Raw genomic sequence first — 21,608 nt, 5'->3', positions numbered from 1 at the left:
GGCTATCGGTTTGGATGGATTAATCTTTAGCCTTCACTTGCGGGGGCTGCTTTCCTTCGACAATCACTGCCGACTATGCCCCAAACTCCAGGCCTCTTCGAGCATCTGGTCAAGCAATGCCAACAGGTCATCGGCAACAATTTCTTCGAAGTCGCTGTCTTCTTGCGCCAGGATCATCGCGGCAAACTCGTCGCTGTATTCCGGCGCGTCTTCATCTGCAACCGGCTCTGCGGGAATGGCATCCGGGTCACCTCGTTCTTGCTCGTCACTCACCGCGAACCTCCGAAATGAAGGGCGTCAACTGAACGGTCGAAACAGTTTGGCCTTGAATATCTCCAACTGCGTGGCGGCCCTGACCTCCAGGTTGGTGTTCCGGCATGCAGGGCAGGTCGAGAACCAGTCACGCCCCTCGCACAGCGCGTCACTGGCCGGTAACGTCGTGGCATGCCAGTGGCATTTGGGGCAACTGAAAGTGGACGGGCGAGGCGGTATAGGCATAGGAGCAAGTACCCTTGGGTAGCTGAAAAACGACGTGGGCGAACAGTCACGCCGACTCGGCGGCCCGCTTCTCAAGCTCTTCTTTCATCGCCATGTACTCACGGACAAACTCGTAGCCCATCTTGGCAACGACGATAACGCCAAAAATTGCGAATAGATTCTTCATGGCTCGATCTCTTTGGAGCGGAAGGCTTCAGCGTTTCAAAGCGATTTAAATCACCGCTCACTCCGCTAATGGACTGATCATCAGTGGCACCTGCGACAGCACCTATCAGTTGCTCTGATTGCGCAATTGCCTGAGCGCCTTTCATGCGTCATGCAGGCTGCCTTGCAGGCAATATCTAATGGCCATACCCTAGGCAAAATGCCACGCTGCGTCCACGTTGTCTGTGCATACAGGTAAACAATTGGAGCGGGTTCCAATGCGCAAGGCAGAAGCTTTTCACGTTCTGCGCAACGCCACCGAAGCAATACGTAAACTTTATAGACATATACTGTTGATTTACAGACAGCCAAGGACACCGAGGATCGCCCCCCCATGGACTACCAAGTACTCAAGACCCGTCACCGCCAGGAACGTGAAGGTCATCACCCCAACCTCACCTTGCGGGTTCATCGCGCCTTGAGCTGGCTGAACCGCGCCGAGCAGGCAGACGATGTCGACGGGCGCTTCATCTTCCTGTGGATTGCCTTCAACTCGGCCTATGCCACCGACATCGATGAGCAGTACCGTCTTTCCGAGCAGTCCACCTTCAAAACCTTCCTGGACAAACTCTGCTCACTCGACACTGGCAACCTGATCGAGAACCTGGTGTGGTCCGAATTCTCGGGCAGCATTCGCGTGTTGCTGGACAACCCCTACGTGTTCCAGAGTTTCTGGGACAACCAAAACGGCAAGATCAGCGAACAACAGTGGACCGAACGTTTTGCGAACGGCCGTCGGGTAGCGCAACAGGCGTTGGCCAGCCGCAATACCGCGGCTGTGCTCGGCGTTGTGTTCAACCGAATCTATACGCTGCGCAACCAAATGATGCACGGAGGGGCGACCTGGAACAGCAGCGTGAACCGTGACCAGGTGCGCGACTGCTCCAACCTACTGAGTAAGCTCGTGCCGGTGATCATCCTGCTGATGCTGGACAACCCAGAAACACTATGGGGCGACGCCTGCTACCCGGTGATCGAGGCGTAGCACCCTTTTTGCTCATAACGACACCTACGCCCCACAACAGCACCAGCATCACTCCCCGGGCGTGGATACTGCTTCACAAACGCGTTTCACAATCACTGCCACTGGCCAAATAAAATACGGGTACAAAACCGGGTATAAAAAAGCATGACCTTCAATAAACCCATAAAAATAAAGCATTGTACGCCATGACTTTTGGTTTAACGTCTAAGCGCCAGACCGCAGTACCCACGAACCCCTTGAGGCCAACGCCTCAAGGGGTTTTGTTTTTTCTGATCATGCACACGCCCTTCAGGAGCAGCCCCAACAATATTTGCAACGCCGCTGAAATCAGGGGCTGCTTTGCAGCCCTTTCGCGACACAAGGCCGCTCCTACAACGGAACGCGTCGCCTGAACCAACGCATTCCCCTGTAGGAGCGGCCTTGTGTCGCGATGGGCCGCAGAGCGGCCCCGGAATTCAGCATCTAAGCTGTGATTCAGCACCCTCCCCTGGACGCACGCACCATGCCCGAAAAAACCCGCCTCGACTGGCAACGCTGGTTACCCGGCCTGGTCACCCTGCTCCACTACCAACCCGCCTGGCTGCCCAAAGACATCGCCGCAGGCCTGGTGCTCACCACCATGCTGGTGCCGGTGGGTATCGCTTATGCCGAAGCTTCCGGCGTACCTGGCATCTACGGCCTGTACGCCACCATCATCCCGCTGCTGGCCTACGCCCTGTTCGGCCCCAGCCGCATCCTGGTGCTGGGCCCGGACTCGGCGCTGGCCGCGCCGATACTGGCAGTGGTGGTGCAATACGCCGCCAGCGACCCGCAACGGGCAATCGCCATCGCCAGCATGATGGCCCTGGTCGCCGGGGCGTTCTGTGTGATCGCCGGTTTGCTGCGCCTGGGCTTCATCACCGAACTGCTGTCCAAGCCGATCCGCTATGGCTACATGAACGGCATCGCCCTCACGGTGCTGATCAGCCAGTTGCCCAAACTGTTCGGCCTGTCGGTCGACAGCCAGGGCCCGCTGCGGGATACCTGGAACCTGATCCAGGCATTGCTCGCCGGCCATGGCCATTGGCCAAGCTTCGTGGTCGGTGGCGGTAGCCTGGCGCTGATCCTGCTGCTCAAGCCGTTCAAGCGTTTGCCGGGCATTCTCATTGCTGTGGTGCTGGCCACGCTGGCGGTGAGCCTGCTGGGGCTCGACCAGCAAGGCGTGAAAGTGCTCGGCGAACTGCCCCAGGGGCTACCCAGCTTCGTGTTCCCCTGGGTCAGCGGTATCGACCTGGTGGAGGTGCTGCTCGGCGGCATCGCAGTAGCGTTGGTGTCGTTCGCCGATACCAGTGTGCTGTCACGTTCATACGCCGCGCGCATGAAGGCCCCGGTCAACCCCAACCAGGAAATGTTCGGCCTGGGTGTGGCCAACCTGGCCTCGGGGCTGTTCCAGGGCATCCCCATCAGCAGCAGCTCGTCACGCACCCCCGTGGCCGAAGCGGCCGGCTCGCAGACCCAGCTCACCGGCATCATCGGCGCGCTGGCGGTGACCCTGTTGCTGCTGGTGGCGCCCAACCTGATGCAACACCTGCCCAACAGCGCCCTGGCGGCAGTGGTGATTGCCGCAGCATTGGGCCTGTTCGAGTTCGCCGACCTCAAGCGCATCTTCCGCATGCAGCAATGGGAATTCTGGCTGTCGTTCACCTGTTTCGTCGGTGTGGCGGTGTTCGGGGCGATTCCCGGTATCGGCATTGCCGTGGCGATATCAGTGATCGAATTCCTGTGGGACGGCTGGCGGCCGCATCATGCGGTGCTGGGACGGGTGGATGGCACCCGCGGTTACCATGATGTGCAGCGTTATCCACAGGCCCGACGCATTCCGGGGCTGGTGCTGCTGCGTTGGGATGCCCCGCTGTTCTTTGCCAATGCCGAACAGTTCCAGAGCACAGTGATGGCGGCGGTGGATGCATCGCCTACCTCGGTACAACGGCTGGTGATCGCGGCAGAGCCGGTGACCAGCATAGATATCACCTCGGCGGACATGCTGGCCGAACTGGACCGGGCGCTGGAGGCGCGGGGGGTGGAGTTGCAGTTTGCCGAGATGAAGGACCCGGTAAAGGACAAGATGCGGCAGTTCGAGTTGTTCGAGCATATGGGGGAGTCGGCATTTCATCCCACTGTTGGGGCAGCGGTGGATGCCTACCTGGAAGAGAGTGGGGTTGACTGGAAGCCCTAGGTTTTCCTGGGCTGGCCTCTTCGCGGGTAAACCCGCTCCCACAAGAATTGCGTGATCCCATGGGCAACGCGATTCCTGTGGGAGCGGGTTCACCCGCGAAGAAGCCCACGCCGCATCCGAAGCCGGTCGATCCAGATCAGCATGGCACTGGCATACACCGACACCGCCAGAAACAGCGCCATGCGTACGGCAAAGGCGCGGTACACATCCTGCCCGCCCGCGCTGTCCTGCACCGACTGCCCCAGCAAGATCAGCATGGTCGTCAGGCAACTCACCCAGTACGCCGGGCTTTGCCTGGTATCCACCGCACGGTAGAGCCTGCGCCCCTGCCAGAGAACGAACAGCAGCACCCACAGGAAAAACATCCACAGGTGCACGAACAGGCTCAACGCGCCCCACATCAATATCGCCAGCAACCCGGCCAGCAAGGTCGAGCCGATCAGTTCGCGGCTGGCATGCCGTGCGCGGGTCTCACCAGCCTGCTGCCCCAGGCTCACTGCCTTCATGATCAGCGGCATGTACTGGTCCGGGGCGATCAGCGCCAGCAAGAAGGCCGGCATGACGATCAACGTAGCACGCAAGGCAACCCAGCTCACCTGGTCACTGTCGAGCAGAGGCGGTGCCGGTTGCGCCGGCGCATCGGCCGGCTCGGGAAACAGCACATGCGCCGCTGCCGTGCCCAGCACCGCCAGCAGCATGCCTTTGGCCAGCGCTTCGACCACCGACAGCGCCAGGCTGAAGTCGCTGGTGCCGGCGGCAGCGATCATGGTCAGGCCGATAACCAGCAAATTGGCCAACAGGCCATTGCCGCCTTTCAGTGCATAACGCAAGGTAAGGAAAACCCCCACACTCACCAGCAACACCCCGCTTACCGGGGCATGGCGCAGCAGCGGAATCAGCAGCAGCCCGCTGCCGCAGGCAAGCAGCACCAGCCCCGCCAAGGCCGGTGCCGCACGCAGGGGCAAGGGCTGGCTGCGCATGGCCAGCAACAACACCGCGAACACCGGCGCCAGGATCGGTACCGGCAAGCCGATGCCGAAACTCACCGCCAGGCAAAGCGCCACGCCCCAGGCCAGGCGCAGGGCACGCAGGCGGCGTAGTTCAATAGGCATACGACAGCCAGCTCATCAGCCACATGAACAGCCGGCCTAGCAGGTTCAATGGGTTGCCCTCGCTTGGCAGGGCCATGACTTCGGCCTGGCCACCGACCCGCAATACGGTCTTGTCCTGCAACTGGTCACGCTCCAGTTCGACGATAACCGGGAAGCGCTGTGCGGAGCGCAGCCACTCGCGGCTGTTCTGTACGGTCGGCAACGTACCTGGCGGGGCACTCTGGCCTACGCTCACACCGTAGCCGATGCTGCGAATGCGCCCCTTCAACACCGTGCCGGGCAGCGCATCGAGCACTACCAGCACCGGGGTTTCAGGGCGCAGCCGACCTAGGTTGTTCTCGGTCATGTCGGCACTTATCCACACGTCATGGATAGCGATCAGGGTCATCATCGGGCTGCCGGCGCCAACATAGTGGCCAACGTCGGTGCGCAGGTCGGTGATCAACCCGTCTGCATCGGCGCGTACCATGGTGCGCGCCAGGTCCAGCCGGGCTTTTTCCACATTGGCCGCCGCGCTGCGCAGTTGGGCGTTGTCGTCCTGCGCTCCGCCCTGCTGCTCACGGGCCCGCTCAACTTCGGCACGGGCTGCCGCCACCTGGCTGATGGCCTGGTCGCGGCTGGCCTGGGCGCCCTCCAGGCGGCGCACCGACACCGTGCCCGGGTCTTCATCGATCAGGCGCTTGAGCCGCTCGGCGTCCTGCCGGGCCTTGCGCTCGTTGGCCTGGGCTGCCACCAGCGCCGCCTGGGCCGAGTCGATGCCAGCGGTGTGGGCGCCGATCTGCCGGCGTACCGTGTCCAGGTCGGCTTCGGCGCGAGCCAGGGCAATGCGATATTGCTCCTGGTCCAGTTCGAACAACACATCGCCCTTGCGCACTTCCTGGTTGTTGCCCACCGCCACACGCTTCACCTGCCCAGCCACCTCGGCACTCACCGGCACCACGTAGGCCTGGAGGCGGGCTTGCTGGGTATAGGGCGTGAAGCGATCGGCCAGCAGGTACCACAGCAGGCTCACGACAATCAGCAGCAGCACCCAGCGCATGCCGCGATCGGGGGCTGGCGGGGATGGCGTCGGCGTGGTGTCGCTCATTTCGTTTCACCTTGTGCATGTGCCCTGGGGCCTGGCTCGTCAAGCAGTTCACCCCAGTCGGTGCGTTGCTGCATCTGCTGGCGGGTCGCCGGGTCGATCGGTGCGCGGCTGGCGTCCCAGCCACCGCCCAGGGCCTTGTACAGTGTCACCAGGCTGCTGACCGCATTGCCGCGACTGACCAGATAGCCGTCCTGTTGCTGCAGCAGCAGTTGCTGGGCGTCGAGCACGCGCTGGAAGTCGGCAAAGCCTTCGCGGTACTGCGAGCTGGCCAGGTTCAGGGAGCGCTGCGCGGCCTGCGAGGCCTGGTCGCGGATACTTGCGCTCTGCAGCGAGCGCACCAGCCCGCTGGCGGCATCGTCGGCCTCACGGGCGGCTTCGCGCACATCCTGGTGATACAGCTCGATCAGTTGCTGCAAGCGGGCATCTTCCACGCGCACAGCGTTCTTGCGTCGGCCGTAGTCGAACGGGTTCCAGATCAGGCTGGGCCCGGCGGCGATGTCGAAGGTATCGGGCAAATGATTGGCCGTGACGAAACTCCAGCCGATGCTGCCCAACAGGCTCAGTTGTGGATAAAGGTCGGCCTCGGCCACCCCGACCAGCGCCGACTGCGCCGCTACCGCCTGCTCGGCGGCACGGATGTCCGGGCGGCGCTGCAGCAGGCGGGCGGGCACATCCTGCAGCACGGCACGGTTCGGCAACGGCAACTGGCCGTGGCCGGCATCCAGCTGTGGCAGCGGCCCGGGCGCGCGGCCCAGCAGCGAGCACAGCACGTTGCGCAGGGCATTGAGCTGGTTCTGGAACTCGGGGATGGTGGCCTGGGTAGCCAGATACTGGGTGCGCGCCTGTTGCCAGTCGAGTTCGTCGTTTTCGCCATGACGGAACAGCCGCTCGGTTATCTCCAGGCTGCGCTCCTGGCGGCGGGCGTTTTCTTCGGCGATATCCAGCCGCGCCTCGGCGGTGCGCAGGGCAAAGTAGGTGTCGGCCACCTGCGCACGCAACAGCAGCATGGCATCGGCATAATTGGCCTGGGAGGCGAAGTAGACGGCGTCGGCGCTTTCGATTGCGCGACTGAAGCGCCCCCAGAAGTCGATTTCCCAGCCGATGTCGAAGCCCGCGCTGGATTGCCAGAACACCGAATCGCGAGCGGTGGCGGTACCGGACTGATCCTGTTTCAGGTAAAGGCTCTGTGCGCGCAGTTGCTGCAGCTGTGGATAACGCCCGGTCTGCACGATGGCCAACTGGGCGCGGGCTTCGGCAACGCGCAAACCAGCCACGCGCAGGTTGCTGTTATTGGCATCGGCCTCGGCGATCAAGGCATCCAGGGCAGGGTCGGCGAACACGGCCCACCACTGGCGCAGGTCGGGCGCCGCGGCCTGCTGCCCGGCCTGCTCCAGCAGCGGGGTGTTCCAGGTGCCCAGCCACGGGTCCTGCGGCGGCTGGAAATCCGGGCCGACCTGGGTACAGCCCACCAACGCGGCAGCCAGGCTCAGTGCACAACCACAGAAGCGTCCGGGCATGGCAGGCCTTGGCTTACGCCGACGGTTCGACGGGATTTTCCGGCACCTGCAGCGCCACCCACTGCCAGAACAGTACATAAGTGACGCCCAGGATCACCGGCCCGATGAACAGGCCGATGATGCCTTTGACCACCATGCCGCCCAGTGCCCCGATCAGCACCACCGGCATCGGCACGTCCACCCCGCGCCCCAGCAGCAGCGGCTTGAGCACGTTGTCGGCAAGCCCGGCGACGAAGGTGTAGATGGCGAAAATAATGGTCGCCACGGTAAAGCCTTCGACGTTGAAGATGTAGATGATCACCGGCACCGTTATCAACGTGGCCGGTGCCTGGGCAATCCCCAGCATGAGGATGACGATTGCCAGCATCCCCGCCCCCGGTACCCCTTTGATGACGAAGCCGACACCGATCAGCAGCATCTGGATGAAGGCAATGCCGATCACGCCCTGGGCCACCGCGCGAATGGTGGCGGTGCACAGCTTGGCCAATGGCTTGCCGCGCTCCTCCCCCGACACCCGCATGGCGATGCGCTGCGCCGCGATTTCGCCGCGTTCACCGAACGCCATGATGATGCCCGAGACGATGATCGCCGCGATGAACAGCAGGAACGCGCCGCCTGCGCTGGCTGCTGCCCCCAGCACCGTGCGCCCGGCACCCTTGAGCTGGGGCATCCACTGGTTCAGCACACCGGCCATGTTTTCCGAGGCGGCCAGCCACAAGGCATGCACCTTCGGCCCGATCAGCGGCCAGGCCGCCACCGAGTCGGGAGGGGCCGGCACGCTCCAGGTACCGCTCTTGAGCAGCGTCACCAGGCTGTCCACCGACTCGCCGATGGACATCACCACCAGGTAGATCGGCACCAGCAGCACGACCAGTACCAGCAGAACGACCAGCGTCGCCGAAAGCCCGTCCTTGAGCCCTGTGCGGCGCTGGATGCGGCAATACAACGGGTACAAGGTCACCGCCAGGATCACCGACCACAGCATCAGCTCCAGGAACGGCTGGAACGTCTGGAAGGCGAATATCACCAGCGCAGCCACCAGGCCGGCCTTGATGAGCACATCGAGCAAGCCCCGCGACAGGCGGCTGTCCATCTTGATACCCGGTTGCATGCTTCACCTCCAAACTCCAGGTGCGCCATGTGGCGCGATTCAGTGGCCCGCTTCAGGGGCTGCCGGTGTGGGGTTGTCGTCACGCAACTGCCGCGCCAGGGCCATCATTACCAACGGCACTACCGCCATCGACAAGGTGATGGCCAGCACCAGCAGGTCATGCACCTGCTGCCCCAGCACCTGATGATCCAACGCCAGCTTGAACACCACGAAGGCAAACTCGCCGCCAGACGCCAGCACCACGCCCAGGCACAGCGCCTGGGCCTGGGTGAGCCCACCTGCGGTGCGGCCCAGGCCATAAAGCAGCGGCAATTTGATCATCACCAGCAGCAGGGTCAGCCCCAGCACCATTAACGGCATGCCGAACAGCAGGCGCAGGTCGGCGCTCATCCCCACGCCAACGAAGAACAGCCCCAGCAGCAAACCCTTGATGGGCTCGATCTGGGTTTCCAGTTCGTGACGGAAAGGCGACTCGGCCATCAATACGCCCGCCAGAAATGCCCCCAGCGCCATCGACACGCCCACGTGCTCCATCACCCAGGCGGTGCCCAGCACCACCAGCAAGGCGGTAGCGGTAGACAGCTCGGGCAGGCCCGAACCGACTGTCCACTTGAAAACAGGGGTCAACAGGTAGCGGCCAAAGATGATCAGCACACCTATGCCAACCACCACCGCCAACACCGGCCAGGCGCCTTCGTCGGCGGTACTGACATCACCACCGAGCAGCGGCACCACGGCAATCAGCGGGATCGCGGCAATGTCCTGGAACAGCAGGATCGCCACGGCCAGGCGGCCGTGCGGCTTGCCCAGGTCCTTGCGCTCGGCCAGTACCTGCAGGCCAAACGCGGTGGACGACAGCGCCAGGCCCAGGCCCAGCACGATGGCAGCCGGCTTCGACTGGCCGAACAGCCAGTACGCCAGCAGGCCAAGCACTACAGCACTCAGGCCCACTTGTAGCGAGCCGACGCCAAACAGCGCCCTGCGCATGCTCCACAAACGTCGCGGCGACAGCTCCAGGCCGATGACGAACAGCAGCATCACCACACCCATCTCCGACAGGCGTGCCACGTTATCCGGGTTGTTCAGCAAGCCAAATACCGATGGCCCTATGAGGATGCCCGCCAGCAGATAGCCGGGCACCGCCCCCATTTTCAAACGCTGCGCCAGCGGTACCAGAAGCACCACGGCCAGCAGGAACACCACCGTCGCCTGCAACAGGCTGCCATCATGTGGCATAGGCTCGCACCCTCGCTGCTCCCCGTGGGGAGAGATCAGAAACGCTCTTCGACGACCTTGAACGGGTAGTTGACGGCCTTGTATTTGCCGATCTTGCCGCGCTTGGGCAATTTCACCAGCCCGTCGCGGGTGATGTCCTTGTAGGGAATGCGCGTCAGCAGATGGCTGATGATGTTCAGCCGGGCACGGCGCTTGTCGTTGGAATGGGCCATGAACCACGGTGCCCAGGACGAATCAGAGGCGGCGAACATGTCGTCGCGGGCCCGGGTGTATTCATCCCAGCGTGTGTATGACTTGAGGTCCATCGGCGACAGCTTCCACAGCTTGCGGCCATCGTTGATACGGTCCTGCAGGCGGCGGGTCTGCTCTTCGGCGCTGACCTCCAGCCAGTACTTGATGAGGATGATCCCCGACTCGACCATCATCTTTTCGAACAGCGGCACCACGGTGAGAAACTTGCTGCTCTGCTCTTCACTGCAGAAGCCCATCACTCGCTCGACACCGGCGCGGTTGTACCAGCTGCGGTCGAAGATCACTACCTCGCCCGCGGCAGGCAGGTGGCCCAGGTAGCGTTGCACATACATCTGGCTCTTTTCCCGCTCGGTTGGCGCCGGCAGCGCCACCACGCGGAATACTCGCGGGCTGACGCGCTCGGTAATGGCCTTGATGGTACCGCCCTTGCCGGCGCCATCGCGGCCCTCGAAGACAATGCACACCTTCAGGCCCTTGGCCACCACCCATTCCTGCAGCTTCACCAGCTCCACATGCAGCTGCTTGAGTTCCTTCTCGTACGCCTTGCCGCCCAGTTTCTCTGGATGGTCCTTGGGGTCTCTCTTCCTGGACGACTTCGACATGGCGCTCTCCTGAGGGCGAATGAAGAGTCAGTATGGTCGATCCATGGCAGTTTGCCGCTTCGCTTGTGGTGAGTGTTCCGGGGAGGGTGTGGGAGCGGGTTTACCCGCGAATGCGTCATTGAAGCTACCGACGCATTCGCGGGTGAACCCGCTCCCACAGGGTACTCGGTGCCTCCAAGGCCGGACTACTTGGCCATCTTGTTATAGCTGGTCATCAGGTTGCGGTAGTCCGGAATATGGTTGGAGAACAGGGTCCCCAGCCCTTCAATGTCATTGCGCCAGTCACGGTGCAGCTCGCAGGCCACGCCGAACCAGGTCATCAGTTGCGCCCCGGCGGCCTCCATGCGCCGCCAGGCCGAGTCACGGGTCAGTTCGTTGAAGGTGCCGGAGGCATCGGTGACGACAAATACCTCGAAGCCCTCCTCCAGCGCCGACAGAGCCGGGAAGGCCACGCACACTTCGGTCACCACGCCGGCGATCAGCAGCTGCTTCTTGCCGGTAGCCTTGACGGCCTTGACGAAGTCCTCGTTGTCCCAGGCGTTGATGTTGCCAGGCCGGGCGATGTACGGGGCGTCGGGGAACTGCTCTTTCAGTTCGGGCACCAGCGGGCCGTTGGGGCCGGTCTCGAAACTGGTGGTGAGAATGGTCGGCAGCTTGAAGTACTTGGCCAGGTCCGACAGGGCCAGGACGTTGTTCTTGAAGCGGTCGGGGTCGATGTCCCTTACCAGCGAGAGCAGGCCGGTCTGGTGGTCGACCAGCAGCACGGCGGCGTTGTTCTTGTCCAGACGCTTGTATTGGAAGGCCATGACGGGTTTCCTTGCGTTAGCGGGTTGGGAATATCAGCGTAGGCAAGGATGAAAGGTGGATGGAACCGTCAGTCGGTTCGCCTGCCAAGGCCGGCGATGGGGCCGCATGGCGGCCCCTGCAATGCTCAGCCGAGCACCTTGCCAGCTACCTCATCGACCGCCACCTTGGTGATGGCGACGATCTTTTCGGCATCCTCCTGGTTCAGCACCAACGGCGGTGCGAAACCGAGAATGTCACCATGCGGCATGGCCCGGGCGATCATCCCGCGCTCAAGGCACGCTGCCGACACCTGTGGCCCGACTTTCAACGCCGGGTCGAACGCCGTACGCGCCTCGCGATCGGCCATGAACTCGATTGCGCAAAGCATGCCGTCACCCCGTACTTCACCTACCAGCGGGTGGCCTTCGAAGGTTTCGCGCATGCGCCGGTTCAGGTATGCCCCCACCACTTCGGCATTCTCGGTCAGGTTCTCGCGCTCGAGAATATCCAGGTTGGCCAGCGCCGCCGCCGCGCAGATCGGGTGCCCGGAGTAGGTCCAGCCGTGGCCCATCGGGCCGGCCTTCTGCGAGCCTTCTTCGATCACGTTCCACACCTTCTCACCAACGATCACTGCCGACAGAGGCGCATAGGCGCTGGTCAGGCCCTTGGCCGTGGTGATCAGGTCCGGGCGGATGTCGTAGCGCTGGCTGCCCATCTTCGAGCCCAGGCGGCCGAAGGCGCACACCACTTCGTCGGCGATCAGCAGCACGTCGTAGCGATCGAGCACGGCCTGGATCGCCTTCCAGTAGCCCTTGGGCGGCACGATGATGCCACCGGTGCCCATCAGCGGCTCGCCAATGAACGCGGCGACGGTATCGGGGCCTTCGGCCAGGATCAGCTGCTCCAGCTCGTCGGCGCAATAGCGCACGAAGGCCTGCTCGTCCATGTCGGCCGGTGCCTTGCGGTACCAGTGCGGGCAGACCGTATGCTTGACGCCCTCCACCGGCAGGTCGAAATGCTGGTGGAAGCTGGGCAGGCCGGTAAGGCTGCCAGTCATGATGCCCGAGCCGTGATAGCCGCGGTCGCGAGAGATGATCTTTTTCTTGAGTGGACGACCGAGGATGTTGTTGTAGTAGCGCACCAGCTTGACCTGGGTCTCGTTGGCATCGGAACCCGACAGGCCGTAATAGACCTTTTTCATCCCGGCCGGCGCCCAGTCGATGATGCGGCTGGAAAGCTCGATGATCGCTTCGGTCGAGTGGCCGACGTAGGTGTGGTAATACGCCAGCTCCTTGGCCTGGCGATGGATGGCGTCAGCGACCTCGGTACGCCCGTAACCGATGTTCACGCAGTACAGGCCGGCGAAGGCGTCTATCAGTTCGCGGCCTTCATGGTCACGCAGGCGGATGCCCTCGGCACCGGTGATGATCCGGCCCTTGAGCGCGCCGCTGGCGTGGTCATGGGCGTGGGTCGAAGGGTGCATGAAGTGGGCGCGGTCCTGTTCGAACAGCTGGCTGAAATCTTGGCTCATGGCAAACACTCCTTAGAACTGACCGTGGTGGTGCAAGCAAACGTATTTGGTTTCGACGAAGGGTTCGAAGCCCTCGCTGCCGCCTTCGCGGCCCAGGCCCGAGGCCTTCATGCCGCCGAACGGGATGGGGTGGCCGGTGAACTTGACGCCGTTGATCGCCACCATCGCGTGGTCGAGCCGGCGCACCAGCGGGTGCACGACATCGAGGCGGTTGCCGACGATGTAGGCAGCCAGGCCGTACTCGGTGTCATTGGCCATGGTGATGGCCTGCTCCAGCGTGTCGAACGGCATGACCCCGGCAATAGGCGCGAAGTTTTCTTCCTGGTAGATGCGCATCGCCGGCGTGACATCGGCGAGCACCGTCGGCTGGAAGAACCAGCCACCCAGCGCATGGCCCTCGCCTCCGACCAGGCGCCGGGCGCCACGCTGCAGGGCGTCCTCGACCCGGGCCTGGGTGGCATCGAAGGCGGCCTGGTGCATCAACGGGCCGACCTCTGCCGCCGTCTCCTCGCCATCGACCATCGCCGGGCCAACTTTCAGCGCCCGCACCGCTTCGGCGAAACGCATCAGGAATGCTTCGTACAACGGCCGCTGCACCATGATCCGGTTGGCCGCGCAGCAGTCCTGGCCAGACGTCTGGAACTTGGCGGCCACGGCCACCCGCACGGCCAGCTCCAGGTCGGCATCGGCGCAGACGATGAACGGCGCGTTGCCGCCCAGCTCCAGCGCCACTTTCTTCACATCCTGAGCCGCGGCTTGCAGCACCAGCTTGCCGACACGGGTCGAGCCGGTGAAGCTGACCGCCCGCACGCGGCTGTCGCGCACCAGGGTTTCCATGGCCATCTGCGGCTCGCCGATTACCACGTTGAACACCCCCGGCGGGAAGCCGGCGTCCTCTGCCAGCTGGGCCAGGGCCAGCGCCGAAAACGGTGTTTCGTGGGCCGGCTTGACCACCACCGTGCAGCCGGCCGCCAACGCCGCAGCCGCCTTGCGGGTGATCATGGCACTGGGGAAGTTCCACGGGGTGAGCAGCGCGCAGACCCCGACGGGCTCCTTCAGCGTACTCAGCTGGGCACCCGGAATATGGCTGGGGATAGTCTGCCCGTTGAGGCGCCGGGCCTCCTCGGCAAACCAGGGGATGAAGCTTGCCGCATAGGCTATTTCACCGCGTGCTTCGGCCAGCGGCTTACCCTGTTCCTCGCTGAGAATGCGCGCCAGAGCCTCCTGGTGCTCGAGCATCAATTCAGCCCAGCGCCGCAACAGCGCGGCGCGGCTGTCCAGACTCTGCTGGCGCCAGGCCGGGAAAGCCCGCTGGGCGGCATCCACCGCGGCGACGATCTGCTCGTGGTCGAGCAGCGGCACATGGCCGATGACCTGGCGGTTGGCCGGGTCATGCACGGCGATGCTGTTGCCGCTGTGGCTGTGCAGCCATTGGCCATCGACGTGGCACAGGCTGTTGAATGGGTAGTGGTGTGACATGACTGTTCTCCATACCTCGTTGTCGTGGCGCCAGGTTCAGGCCAGTACGTCGGCGATCACCGCCAGGGTGTCGCCGCACTGCACCAGGCCGGGAAAGTGCCGGGCTGCGAGCAAGCCATTGCGTCGGGCGCGGTACTCGACCGGGGCGCTGCCGGTGCGGCGGATGTCATGGATACGGGCGATCACCTCACCCTGGCTGACCGTTCCGCCCAGGTCGCGGCACATCTCCAGCAAGCCGTCGTGCTCGCTGGCGATGAAGCAATCGCCATCGGGCATGTCCAGCAGGGTTGTCTCGCCCTGCTCCACTTCGCCGGCGAGGATGCCGGCGTGAATCAGCACATTGCGCACGCCGCGCTCCGCCAGGGCCACGCTTTTCGCCGTGGAGGTGCCACCACCGCCCAGTTCGGTGGTGATGAACACCTTGCCCTGCTCTTCTGCCGCGGTGTCGTACATCGCCTGCGCATCCAGCTCGAGCATGCGCATGCTGTAGGGCGCGGCGAAGGCCTGCATGCCGGCTTCACAACGGGCCTGCTGGGCCTTGTCGGGCAGCACATGGCATGCAGCGAACGGCAGGAAATCGAGGGTGCGACCACCGGAGTGGATGTCCAGGACGATATCGGCCAACGGCAGCAAGGTGCGCCGGAAATAATCGGCGATCTTTTCCGTCACGCTGCCATCAGGCCGGCCAGGGAAGCTGCGGTTGAGGTTGCCCCGGTCGATCGGCGAAGTACGGGTGCCCGCCTGGAACGCCGGTGTGTTCATGAACGGCACGATGATCACCCGCCCGTTTACCTGCTCGGGCTGCAGCTGCTGAGCCAGCTTGCTCAGCGCCACCGGTCCTTCGTATTCATCACCGTGATTGCCACCAGTGAGCAAGGCAGTAGGGCCATTGCCATTCCTGACCACCGTCAGCGGAATCATCACTGCCCCCCAGGCCGAGTCGTCACGCGAGTACGGCAGCTTGAGGAAGCCGTGCTGCAAACCGTCCTGCTCGAAATCCAAGGTACAGGTGATCGGGTTGGCCACCGTGGCGGCGGCCTGTGCGATTGCATTCATGGGTCAGTCCTTCACGAACAGCTGGCGCGGCACGTTGCACAGGGTCTCGACCCCGGTCTCGGTGATGAGGATGCTTTCGGTGATCTCCAGGCCCCAGTCGTCCATCCACAGCCCCGGCATGAAGTGGAAGGTCATGCCCGGTTGCAGCACGCTGGTGTCGCTCGGGCGCAGGCTCATGGTGCGCTCGCCCCAATCTGGCGGGTAACTGATACCGATCGGGTAACCACAGCGGCTGTCCTTGTGTATGCCGAACTTCTCCAGCACACGGAAGAACGCCCTGGCGATGTCACCGGTGGTGTTGCCTGGCCGCGCGGCATCGAGGCCGGCCGCGATACCTTCGACCACCGCCTTTTCGCCATCAAGAAAGTGTTGCGGCGGCTTGCCCAGGTACACGGTACGCGACAGCGGGCAGTGGTAGCGCTTGTAGCAGCCGGCAATCTCGAAGAACGTGCCGGCGCCGCGGGTGAACGGGGAATCGTCCCAGGTAAGGTGCGGCGCGCTGGCATCTGCGCCAGTCGGCAGCAACGGCACGATGGCCGGGTAGTCGCCGCCATGGCCATCGACACCGAGAATGCCGCTGCGGTAGATCTCGGCCACCAGCTCGTTCTTGCGCATGCCGGGCTCGATGCGTTCGAGGATGCACCCGTGCATCTGTTCGACGATGCGCGCGGCGATACGCATGTATTCGATTTCCTGCGGCGACTTGACCGCCCGCTGCCAGTTGACCAGCCCGGCGGCATCGCTGAAGCGCGCCTGCGGCAAGTGCTTGCACAGGGCCTGGTAGGCCGCCGCGCTGAAGTAGTAGTTGTCCATCTCCACGCCGATGCTCAGGCCGCCCCAGCCCTTGGCCAGAATCACCTCCTGGCACAGGTAGTCCATCGGGTGGCGCTCGCGTGACTGCACATAGATATCCGGGTAGCCGACGATGTTGTCGTGCCGCATGAACACCGTGCGCCTTGCGCCATTGGCGTCCTGGCCGCGGCCAAACCAGATCGGCTCGCCATCGAGCGCCAGCAGCACGCACTGGTGCACGTAGAACGACCAGCCGTCATAGCCGGTGAGCCAGGCCATGTTCGATGGATCGGTAACCAGCAAAAGCTCCAGGCCCTGTGCCTGCATGGCAGCGCGGGTCTTGGCCAGGCGCTGGGCGTACTCCTGCCGGCTGAACGGCAGGTTGACCACTGTCTGTGACATACGGATGCCCTTCTTGTGAGTGGGTTGCGAAAACTGTCAGCTGTGAAACGCCAGGCCTTTGTGGGCGGCGATTGCGCGTTCGAAGGCAAGGTTGGCGATGGCGGTGTCCTGGGCCCCGGTGCCTGTCAGGTCGCACAGGGTGACCTCTTCGGCCTGCGCACGGCCCGGGTGCAGGCCGGCGATGATCTGGCCCAGCTCGGAATGGACGGCCTGTTCGCTGACCGCGCCAGTGCGCAAGGCGTGGTGCAGTTCGCCCAGCACGCGGGTCTGGCTCAGGCGGTCGGCCACATAACGGTCGAGCCGGGCCAGGGCCGTGGGCGCGATCTCGTTCTTGTGCTCGGCATCCGAGCCCATGGCAGTGATGTGCAGCCCCGGTTGCAGGTGATGCGGCAGGATCAGCGGCTCGCGGCTGGGGGTGCAGGTGATGGCGATATCGACCGCCTGCATGGCCTGGTCGACACTGTCGCAGGCCTGTACCTGCAGTTGCCCATCGCGCCCCAGGTCATCACATAACGCTGCGGTTCTCTGCGCATCGCGCCCCCACACCTTGACCTTCTCGATCGGCCGCACCAGGCGCAGTGCCTGCAGCTGCAGGCGTGCCTGTTCGCCACTGCCGATCAAGGCCACGCTGCGGCTGTCCTGCCGCGACAGCCAGCGGGCAGCCACCGCACCGGCTGCAGCGGTGCGCACGGCGGTGAGGTAGCCATTGTCGAGGAGCAAGGCATCGAGCAGGCCAGTGCGGGCCGACAGCAGCATCATCATGCCGTTGAGGCTGGGCAGGCCAAGCTTGGGGTTGTCGAAAAAGCCTGGGCTGACCTTGATCGCGAAACGCTCCAGACCAGGCAGGTAGGCGGTTTTCACGTCCACCTCGCCGTTGTGCTCGGGCACATCCAGGCGCAGGATCGGCGGCATCGCCACATTGGCCGTGGCAAGCAGGGCAAAGGCCTGCTCGATGGCATTGATCGCGTCGCGGTCGAGGGTAATGCAGCTACGCAGGTCGGCTTCGCTGAGCAAGGTGATGGCCGGCATTCGAATACCTCCAGTGAAGGAACGTGAATTTCAGGCGTCGCCGCCATTGATGACGCGCTGATGTTGTGCGCTGTCGACGTTGCGCCCGCTGACCACCACCACCACCGGGCCGCGGGCCGTCACCAAGCCGTCGAGCAGCGCTGCGATGCCGACTGCACCGGCACCTTCGAGTACCAACCGTTCGTGCTGGTAGGCGTGGCGCATGCCATTGGCGATCGACGCTTCCGGCAGCAGGTGGAGTTGGTCGAGCAGACGCTGGGTCATGTTCAGGGTGTGCTGGTTGCCCAGGCCGATGCCGCCGCCGAGCGAGTCAGCGAGTGTCGGCAGCTCCTCAACCTCGACCGGCCTGCCGGCCTGCAGGCTGGCGTACATCGCCGCGCCGCGCTGCATGCTGATGCCATGGGTGGTGATCGCCGGCTTGATGCTTTTCATGGCCAACGCCACACCTGCGAACAGGCCACCACCGGAGAGCGGAATCAGCACCTGCTCCACCTCGGGCAACTGCTCGATGATTTCCAGGCCCAACGTGCCCTGGCCGGCGATGACCTGAGGGTGATCGAAAGGTGGGATCAGGGTTGCGCCCTGTTGGTCGGCATGTTGTTGCGCGGCCTGCTGGGCATCGTCCTGGGAGTGGCCGACGATGCACACTTCGGCGCCCAGATCGCGGATGGCCTGGACTTTGTTGGCTGGCACCAGTTGCGAAAGAAACACGGTTGCCTTCACGCCCAGTTGCGCAGCAGCGTGGGCCACCGCCCGGCCGTGATTACCGGTGGAGGCGGTAACCACGCCGCATGTGCGTTGGTCAGCGCCAAGTGCGGCGATGGCATTGCTGGCGCCGCGCAGCTTGAAGCTGCCGGTAGTCTGCAGGGCCTCGAGCTTCAGGTAGACCGGCGTGCCCAGGTGCCGTGACAGGCTGGGGGAAAGTTCCAGCGGCGTGCTGCGCACCAGGCCGTGGATACGCTGGCGGGCGAGGTAGAGATCGTGAAGCGAGAGCGCTGACATGACCGGGACCCAACAAGTGAGCTGATGTTGGGCGGAGTGTATGAGGCGAAAATTGTCGTGATGAATGTACTAGGGCAATTTGCCGGGGAATTTGTTTTTGCCTGTACCGGCCTCTTCGCGGGTAAACCCGCTCCCACAGGAATCGCGCATTTCCTGAACCTCGCACGGAACCTGTGGGAGCGGGTTTACCCGCGAAGAGGCCGGTACAGGCCGCTCAAAGCTCGTGGATCTGCGGATACTGCCCGAACAACTCCCGCATATCGCCAAAGGCCTGGCGCAGCTTTGCCTCGGAACACTCGGCGCCCACGCACAAGCGCACGGCCCGTGGCCGCGGTGTACCGCGCACCAGGAACGGCTCCGGCGGCGTCACCGCAATCTGCCGGCGGCGCAAGGCACGCACCAGGCTGTCCACTTCCCAGCGCTCGGGAATGTTCAGCCACGCCCCTAGGGCATGGGCGTGCTGACCACGCACATAATCCCCCAGATACTCACGCAACAACGCCTGACGCTCGCCCAGCAAGGTGCGCTGCAGCGCCACCAGCTGCGCCGCGCGCCCATCGTTGATCCAGCGCGATGCAATTTCCGCCACCAAGGGCGTGGCCATCCAGCTGTTGACCCGCAAGATGCTCTCGGTGCGCAGCGCCAGGCGCTTGGGCATGGCCAGGTAGCCCACGCGCAGGCCGGTAAGCACCGACTTGGTCATGCTGGTGCAGTAGAACGACAGCTCCGGCGCATAGGAACTGAGTGGCCTGGCATGGCTGCCACCCAGTAGCGGCCCGTAAACGTCATCTTCGATGATATGCACACCAAAGCGCCGGGCAATTTCGGCAATCTCCTGGCGGCGGCTGTCGGGCATCAGGCTGACGGTCGGGTTGTTGAGGTTGGGTGTGCACACCAGCGCGGTCACCCGCTCGTTGCTGCAGATGTCCTCGAAATGTTCCGGGTTGATGCCCTCGCGGTCCATCTCCAGGCCTTTGAGGGTAAAACCGAGCACCTGTGAATTGCCGATCACGCCATGGTCGGTCAACCCCTCGCACAGCACCACATCATCCGGCCCGGCCAGCGAGGCCAGGGCCAGGAAGATGGCGTGGGCGGCGCCGTTGGTGACCAGCACATCGTCACGCTCGACCTGCATGCCCAGGCCGGCAAGCCAGCGCACCGCCGCCTCGCGGTGGCTCTCGAAACCGGCGATGGGCCGGTAGGCATGGATCCACGGCTGCTCCTCTTCCACGGCCAGCTCGGCGCAGGTGTCGCGCCAGATGCGCTCATGCACCTGGGTGTGCAGGATGCGGGTGATGGAGAAGTCGACCAGGGTACGCTCGGGCAGGTCGATGATGTCATCCGACACACGGTCGCTCATGCGCCGGCTGACGAAACTGCCACGGCCGATCTCGCAACGCACCAGGCCTTGCCGCTCCAGTTCCTTGTAGGCATTGGTCACGGTCTGCACGCTGATGCCCAGGGCATCGGCTACCTGGCGCTGCGGTGGCAGGCGCTGGTCATGTACCAATACGCCGCGCTCGATCTCGCCGGTGACGGCCTGGACCAGGATCTTGTATTTGGACTCGCCGATGCGGGCGGCGTCCAGGGCTGCCTTCCAACTGTGCATCATGATGTTCGCTTCACTTGCCAGGGCCAGGGCCACAGCATCCCCCGTACAAGTGCTTCGGGCAATTGTCCTAGTGCAATGCAATGGCCGTTTCAGCTTTTGTATGCTCGGCCCAAGGTCGAACTCCCGCTGCCCGGCAGCTTCGAACAAAAGACCGACCTGCTTTCGCTGTTTTGCTCCACTGCCTCCTAACACAGAGCCGTCGACGACGGTTTTTATAACAAACAGGAGCTTCATTGATGAGCCAGCCTTTCAACGTTCCACGCCCCTTCCAGCGCCTGCTGATGGCCTGTGCCACCTTCGGTGTGCTTGCCAGCGCCCAGGCCGCCAGCCTGGACGAAATCAAGGAAACCAGCCACATCCGCATCGGCTACGCCAACGAAACTCCGTTCGCCTTCACCGAGACCGATGGCCGGGTAACCGGGGAGTCACCGGAAATCGCCAAGATCATCTTCGAGAAGATGGGCATCAAACAGGTCGATGGCGTGCTCACCGAGTGGGGTTCGTTGATCCCGGGCTTGCGCGCCGGGCGCTTCGATGTGATTGCCGCCGGCATGTACATCACCCCGGCACGCTGCAAGCAGGTGATCTTCACCGACCCGCAGTACGCCCTGCCCGACACCCTGCTGGTGGCACAGGGCAATCCGAAGAACCTGCACAGCTACGCCGACATCGCCAGGAACCCGGACGTGAAGCTGGCGATCATGGCCGGCACGGTCAACCTCGCCTATGCCCGCGACTCCGGCATCACGGATGCGCAGATCCTTCAGGTGCCGGACACCACCGCCCAGTTGCAGGCCGTGCGCGCCGGCCGCGCCGATGCTGCCGTGGGCACCCAGCTGACCATGAAGGGCCTGGCGAAAAAGGGTGGCGACAAGGTCGAGGCGATCAGCGACTTCACCGATGACCCGGCCCACACCGGCTACGGTGCCCTGGCCTTCCGCCCCGAGGACAAAGCCCTGCGCGACGCGGTCAACGCCGAGATGAAGAAGTGGCTGGGCAGCGAGGAGCATCTGAAGACCGTCGCGCCGTTCGGCTTCGACCGCAGCAACGTGACTGACAAGACCGCCGCCGAGCTCTGTGCCCAGCAGTGAATCGAGGTG

General features: G+C 63.8%; 18 protein-coding genes. 3 read left to right on the top strand and 15 right to left on the bottom strand.

The features are described 5' to 3' along the window. Nucleotides 1-63: 63 nt before the first annotated feature. Nucleotides 64-273, bottom strand: coding sequence for a hypothetical protein (locus GYA95_RS22510; protein ID WP_003150792.1), 210 nt, complete (start codon nucleotides 271-273; stop codon nucleotides 64-66). A 763-nt stretch (nucleotides 274-1,036) separates the two neighbouring features. Between GYA95_RS22510 and GYA95_RS22505 the strand changes: the two genes are divergently transcribed. Then, nucleotides 1,037-1,687, top strand: a complete 651-nt coding sequence (locus GYA95_RS22505) for a HEPN domain-containing protein (protein ID WP_003150793.1) — start codon at nucleotides 1,037-1,039, stop codon at nucleotides 1,685-1,687. A 502-nt stretch (nucleotides 1,688-2,189) separates the two neighbouring features. Then, the gene (locus tag GYA95_RS22500; protein ID WP_015268936.1) at nucleotides 2,190-3,902 is read left to right on the top strand and encodes a SulP family inorganic anion transporter; all 1,713 of its coding nucleotides are present in this window, start codon (nucleotides 2,190-2,192) and stop codon (nucleotides 3,900-3,902) included. Nucleotides 3,903-3,991: 89 nt separating this feature from the next. Here the strand turns inward: GYA95_RS22500 and GYA95_RS22495 are convergent, their stop codons facing one another. From GYA95_RS22495 to ehuR, 14 genes are all read right to left on the bottom strand, one after another. Then, a complete protein-coding gene (locus GYA95_RS22495; protein ID WP_161551496.1) occupies nucleotides 3,992-5,014 on the bottom strand; it encodes a DUF2955 domain-containing protein in 1,023 nt (340 codons plus the stop codon). Then, nucleotides 5,004-6,101 (bottom strand): HlyD family secretion protein, encoded by a 1,098-nt coding sequence (locus GYA95_RS22490; protein WP_015268934.1) that lies wholly within the window; start codon nucleotides 6,099-6,101, stop codon nucleotides 5,004-5,006. Before GYA95_RS22490 ends, GYA95_RS22495 begins: the two co-directional genes overlap by 11 nt. Next, nucleotides 6,098-7,618 carry an efflux transporter outer membrane subunit gene (locus GYA95_RS22485; RefSeq protein ID WP_015268933.1) on the bottom strand — a complete coding sequence of 507 codons (1,521 nt, stop codon included), beginning with the start codon at nucleotides 7,616-7,618 and terminating at the stop codon, nucleotides 6,098-6,100. Before GYA95_RS22485 ends, GYA95_RS22490 begins: the two co-directional genes overlap by 4 nt. Nucleotides 7,619-7,631: 13 nt before the next feature. Further along, nucleotides 7,632-8,729, bottom strand: coding sequence for an AI-2E family transporter (locus GYA95_RS22480; RefSeq protein WP_015268932.1), 1,098 nt, complete (start codon nucleotides 8,727-8,729; stop codon nucleotides 7,632-7,634). Nucleotides 8,730-8,768: 39 nt separating this feature from the next. Continuing rightward, nucleotides 8,769-9,965 (bottom strand): monovalent cation:proton antiporter-2 (CPA2) family protein, encoded by a 1,197-nt coding sequence (locus GYA95_RS22475; protein WP_015268931.1) that lies wholly within the window; start codon nucleotides 9,963-9,965, stop codon nucleotides 8,769-8,771. 35 nt (nucleotides 9,966-10,000) lie between these two features. Continuing rightward, nucleotides 10,001-10,819 (bottom strand): polyphosphate kinase 2, encoded by an 819-nt coding sequence (ppk2, locus tag GYA95_RS22470; protein WP_015268930.1) that lies wholly within the window; start codon nucleotides 10,817-10,819, stop codon nucleotides 10,001-10,003. Nucleotides 10,820-11,004: 185 nt separating this feature from the next. Then, nucleotides 11,005-11,625 carry an isochorismate family cysteine hydrolase YcaC gene (gene ycaC, locus GYA95_RS22465; protein ID WP_013970853.1) on the bottom strand — a complete coding sequence of 207 codons (621 nt, stop codon included), beginning with the start codon at nucleotides 11,623-11,625 and terminating at the stop codon, nucleotides 11,005-11,007. Between the two features lie 125 nt (nucleotides 11,626-11,750). Further along, entirely contained in the window at nucleotides 11,751-13,136 is a 1,386-nt protein-coding gene (locus tag GYA95_RS22460; RefSeq protein WP_015268929.1) for an aspartate aminotransferase family protein, read from the bottom strand. A gap of 12 nt (nucleotides 13,137-13,148) precedes the next feature. Continuing rightward, the gene (locus tag GYA95_RS22455; protein ID WP_015268928.1) at nucleotides 13,149-14,615 is read right to left on the bottom strand and encodes an NAD-dependent succinate-semialdehyde dehydrogenase; all 1,467 of its coding nucleotides are present in this window, start codon (nucleotides 14,613-14,615) and stop codon (nucleotides 13,149-13,151) included. 36 nt (nucleotides 14,616-14,651) lie between these two features. Then, nucleotides 14,652-15,671 (bottom strand): N(2)-acetyl-L-2,4-diaminobutanoate deacetylase DoeB, encoded by a 1,020-nt coding sequence (gene doeB / locus GYA95_RS22450; RefSeq protein ID WP_015268927.1) that lies wholly within the window; start codon nucleotides 15,669-15,671, stop codon nucleotides 14,652-14,654. 3 nt (nucleotides 15,672-15,674) lie between these two features. Next, nucleotides 15,675-16,865, bottom strand: a complete 1,191-nt coding sequence (gene doeA / locus GYA95_RS22445) for an ectoine hydrolase DoeA (protein WP_015268926.1) — start codon at nucleotides 16,863-16,865, stop codon at nucleotides 15,675-15,677. 36 nt (nucleotides 16,866-16,901) lie between these two features. Beyond that, nucleotides 16,902-17,894: a cyclodeaminase gene (locus tag GYA95_RS22440; protein WP_015268925.1), complete on the bottom strand. Its 993-nt coding sequence runs from the start codon at nucleotides 17,892-17,894 to the stop codon at nucleotides 16,902-16,904. A gap of 30 nt (nucleotides 17,895-17,924) precedes the next feature. Then, the gene (gene eutB / locus GYA95_RS22435; protein WP_015268924.1) at nucleotides 17,925-18,896 is read right to left on the bottom strand and encodes a hydroxyectoine utilization dehydratase EutB; all 972 of its coding nucleotides are present in this window, start codon (nucleotides 18,894-18,896) and stop codon (nucleotides 17,925-17,927) included. Between the two features lie 214 nt (nucleotides 18,897-19,110). Continuing rightward, complete coding sequence (gene ehuR / locus GYA95_RS22430; RefSeq protein ID WP_025337665.1) at nucleotides 19,111-20,505, bottom strand: MocR-like ectoine utilization transcription factor EhuR; 1,395 nt, start codon at nucleotides 20,503-20,505, stop codon at nucleotides 19,111-19,113. Between the two features lie 239 nt (nucleotides 20,506-20,744). Here ehuR and ehuB point away from each other — a divergent pair, with 239 nt between their 5' ends. Beyond that, nucleotides 20,745-21,599 (top strand): ectoine/hydroxyectoine ABC transporter substrate-binding protein EhuB, encoded by an 855-nt coding sequence (gene ehuB / locus GYA95_RS22425; RefSeq protein WP_015268922.1) that lies wholly within the window; start codon nucleotides 20,745-20,747, stop codon nucleotides 21,597-21,599. Nucleotides 21,600-21,608 lie beyond the last annotated feature (9 nt).

The sequence above is a fragment of the Pseudomonas asiatica genome (assembly GCF_009932335.1).
Lineage (GTDB): Bacteria > Pseudomonadota > Gammaproteobacteria > Pseudomonadales > Pseudomonadaceae > Aquipseudomonas > Aquipseudomonas asiatica.
The sequence above is the reverse complement of the archived record's forward strand: the minus strand, read 5'-3'. Positions and strand labels throughout refer to the sequence as shown.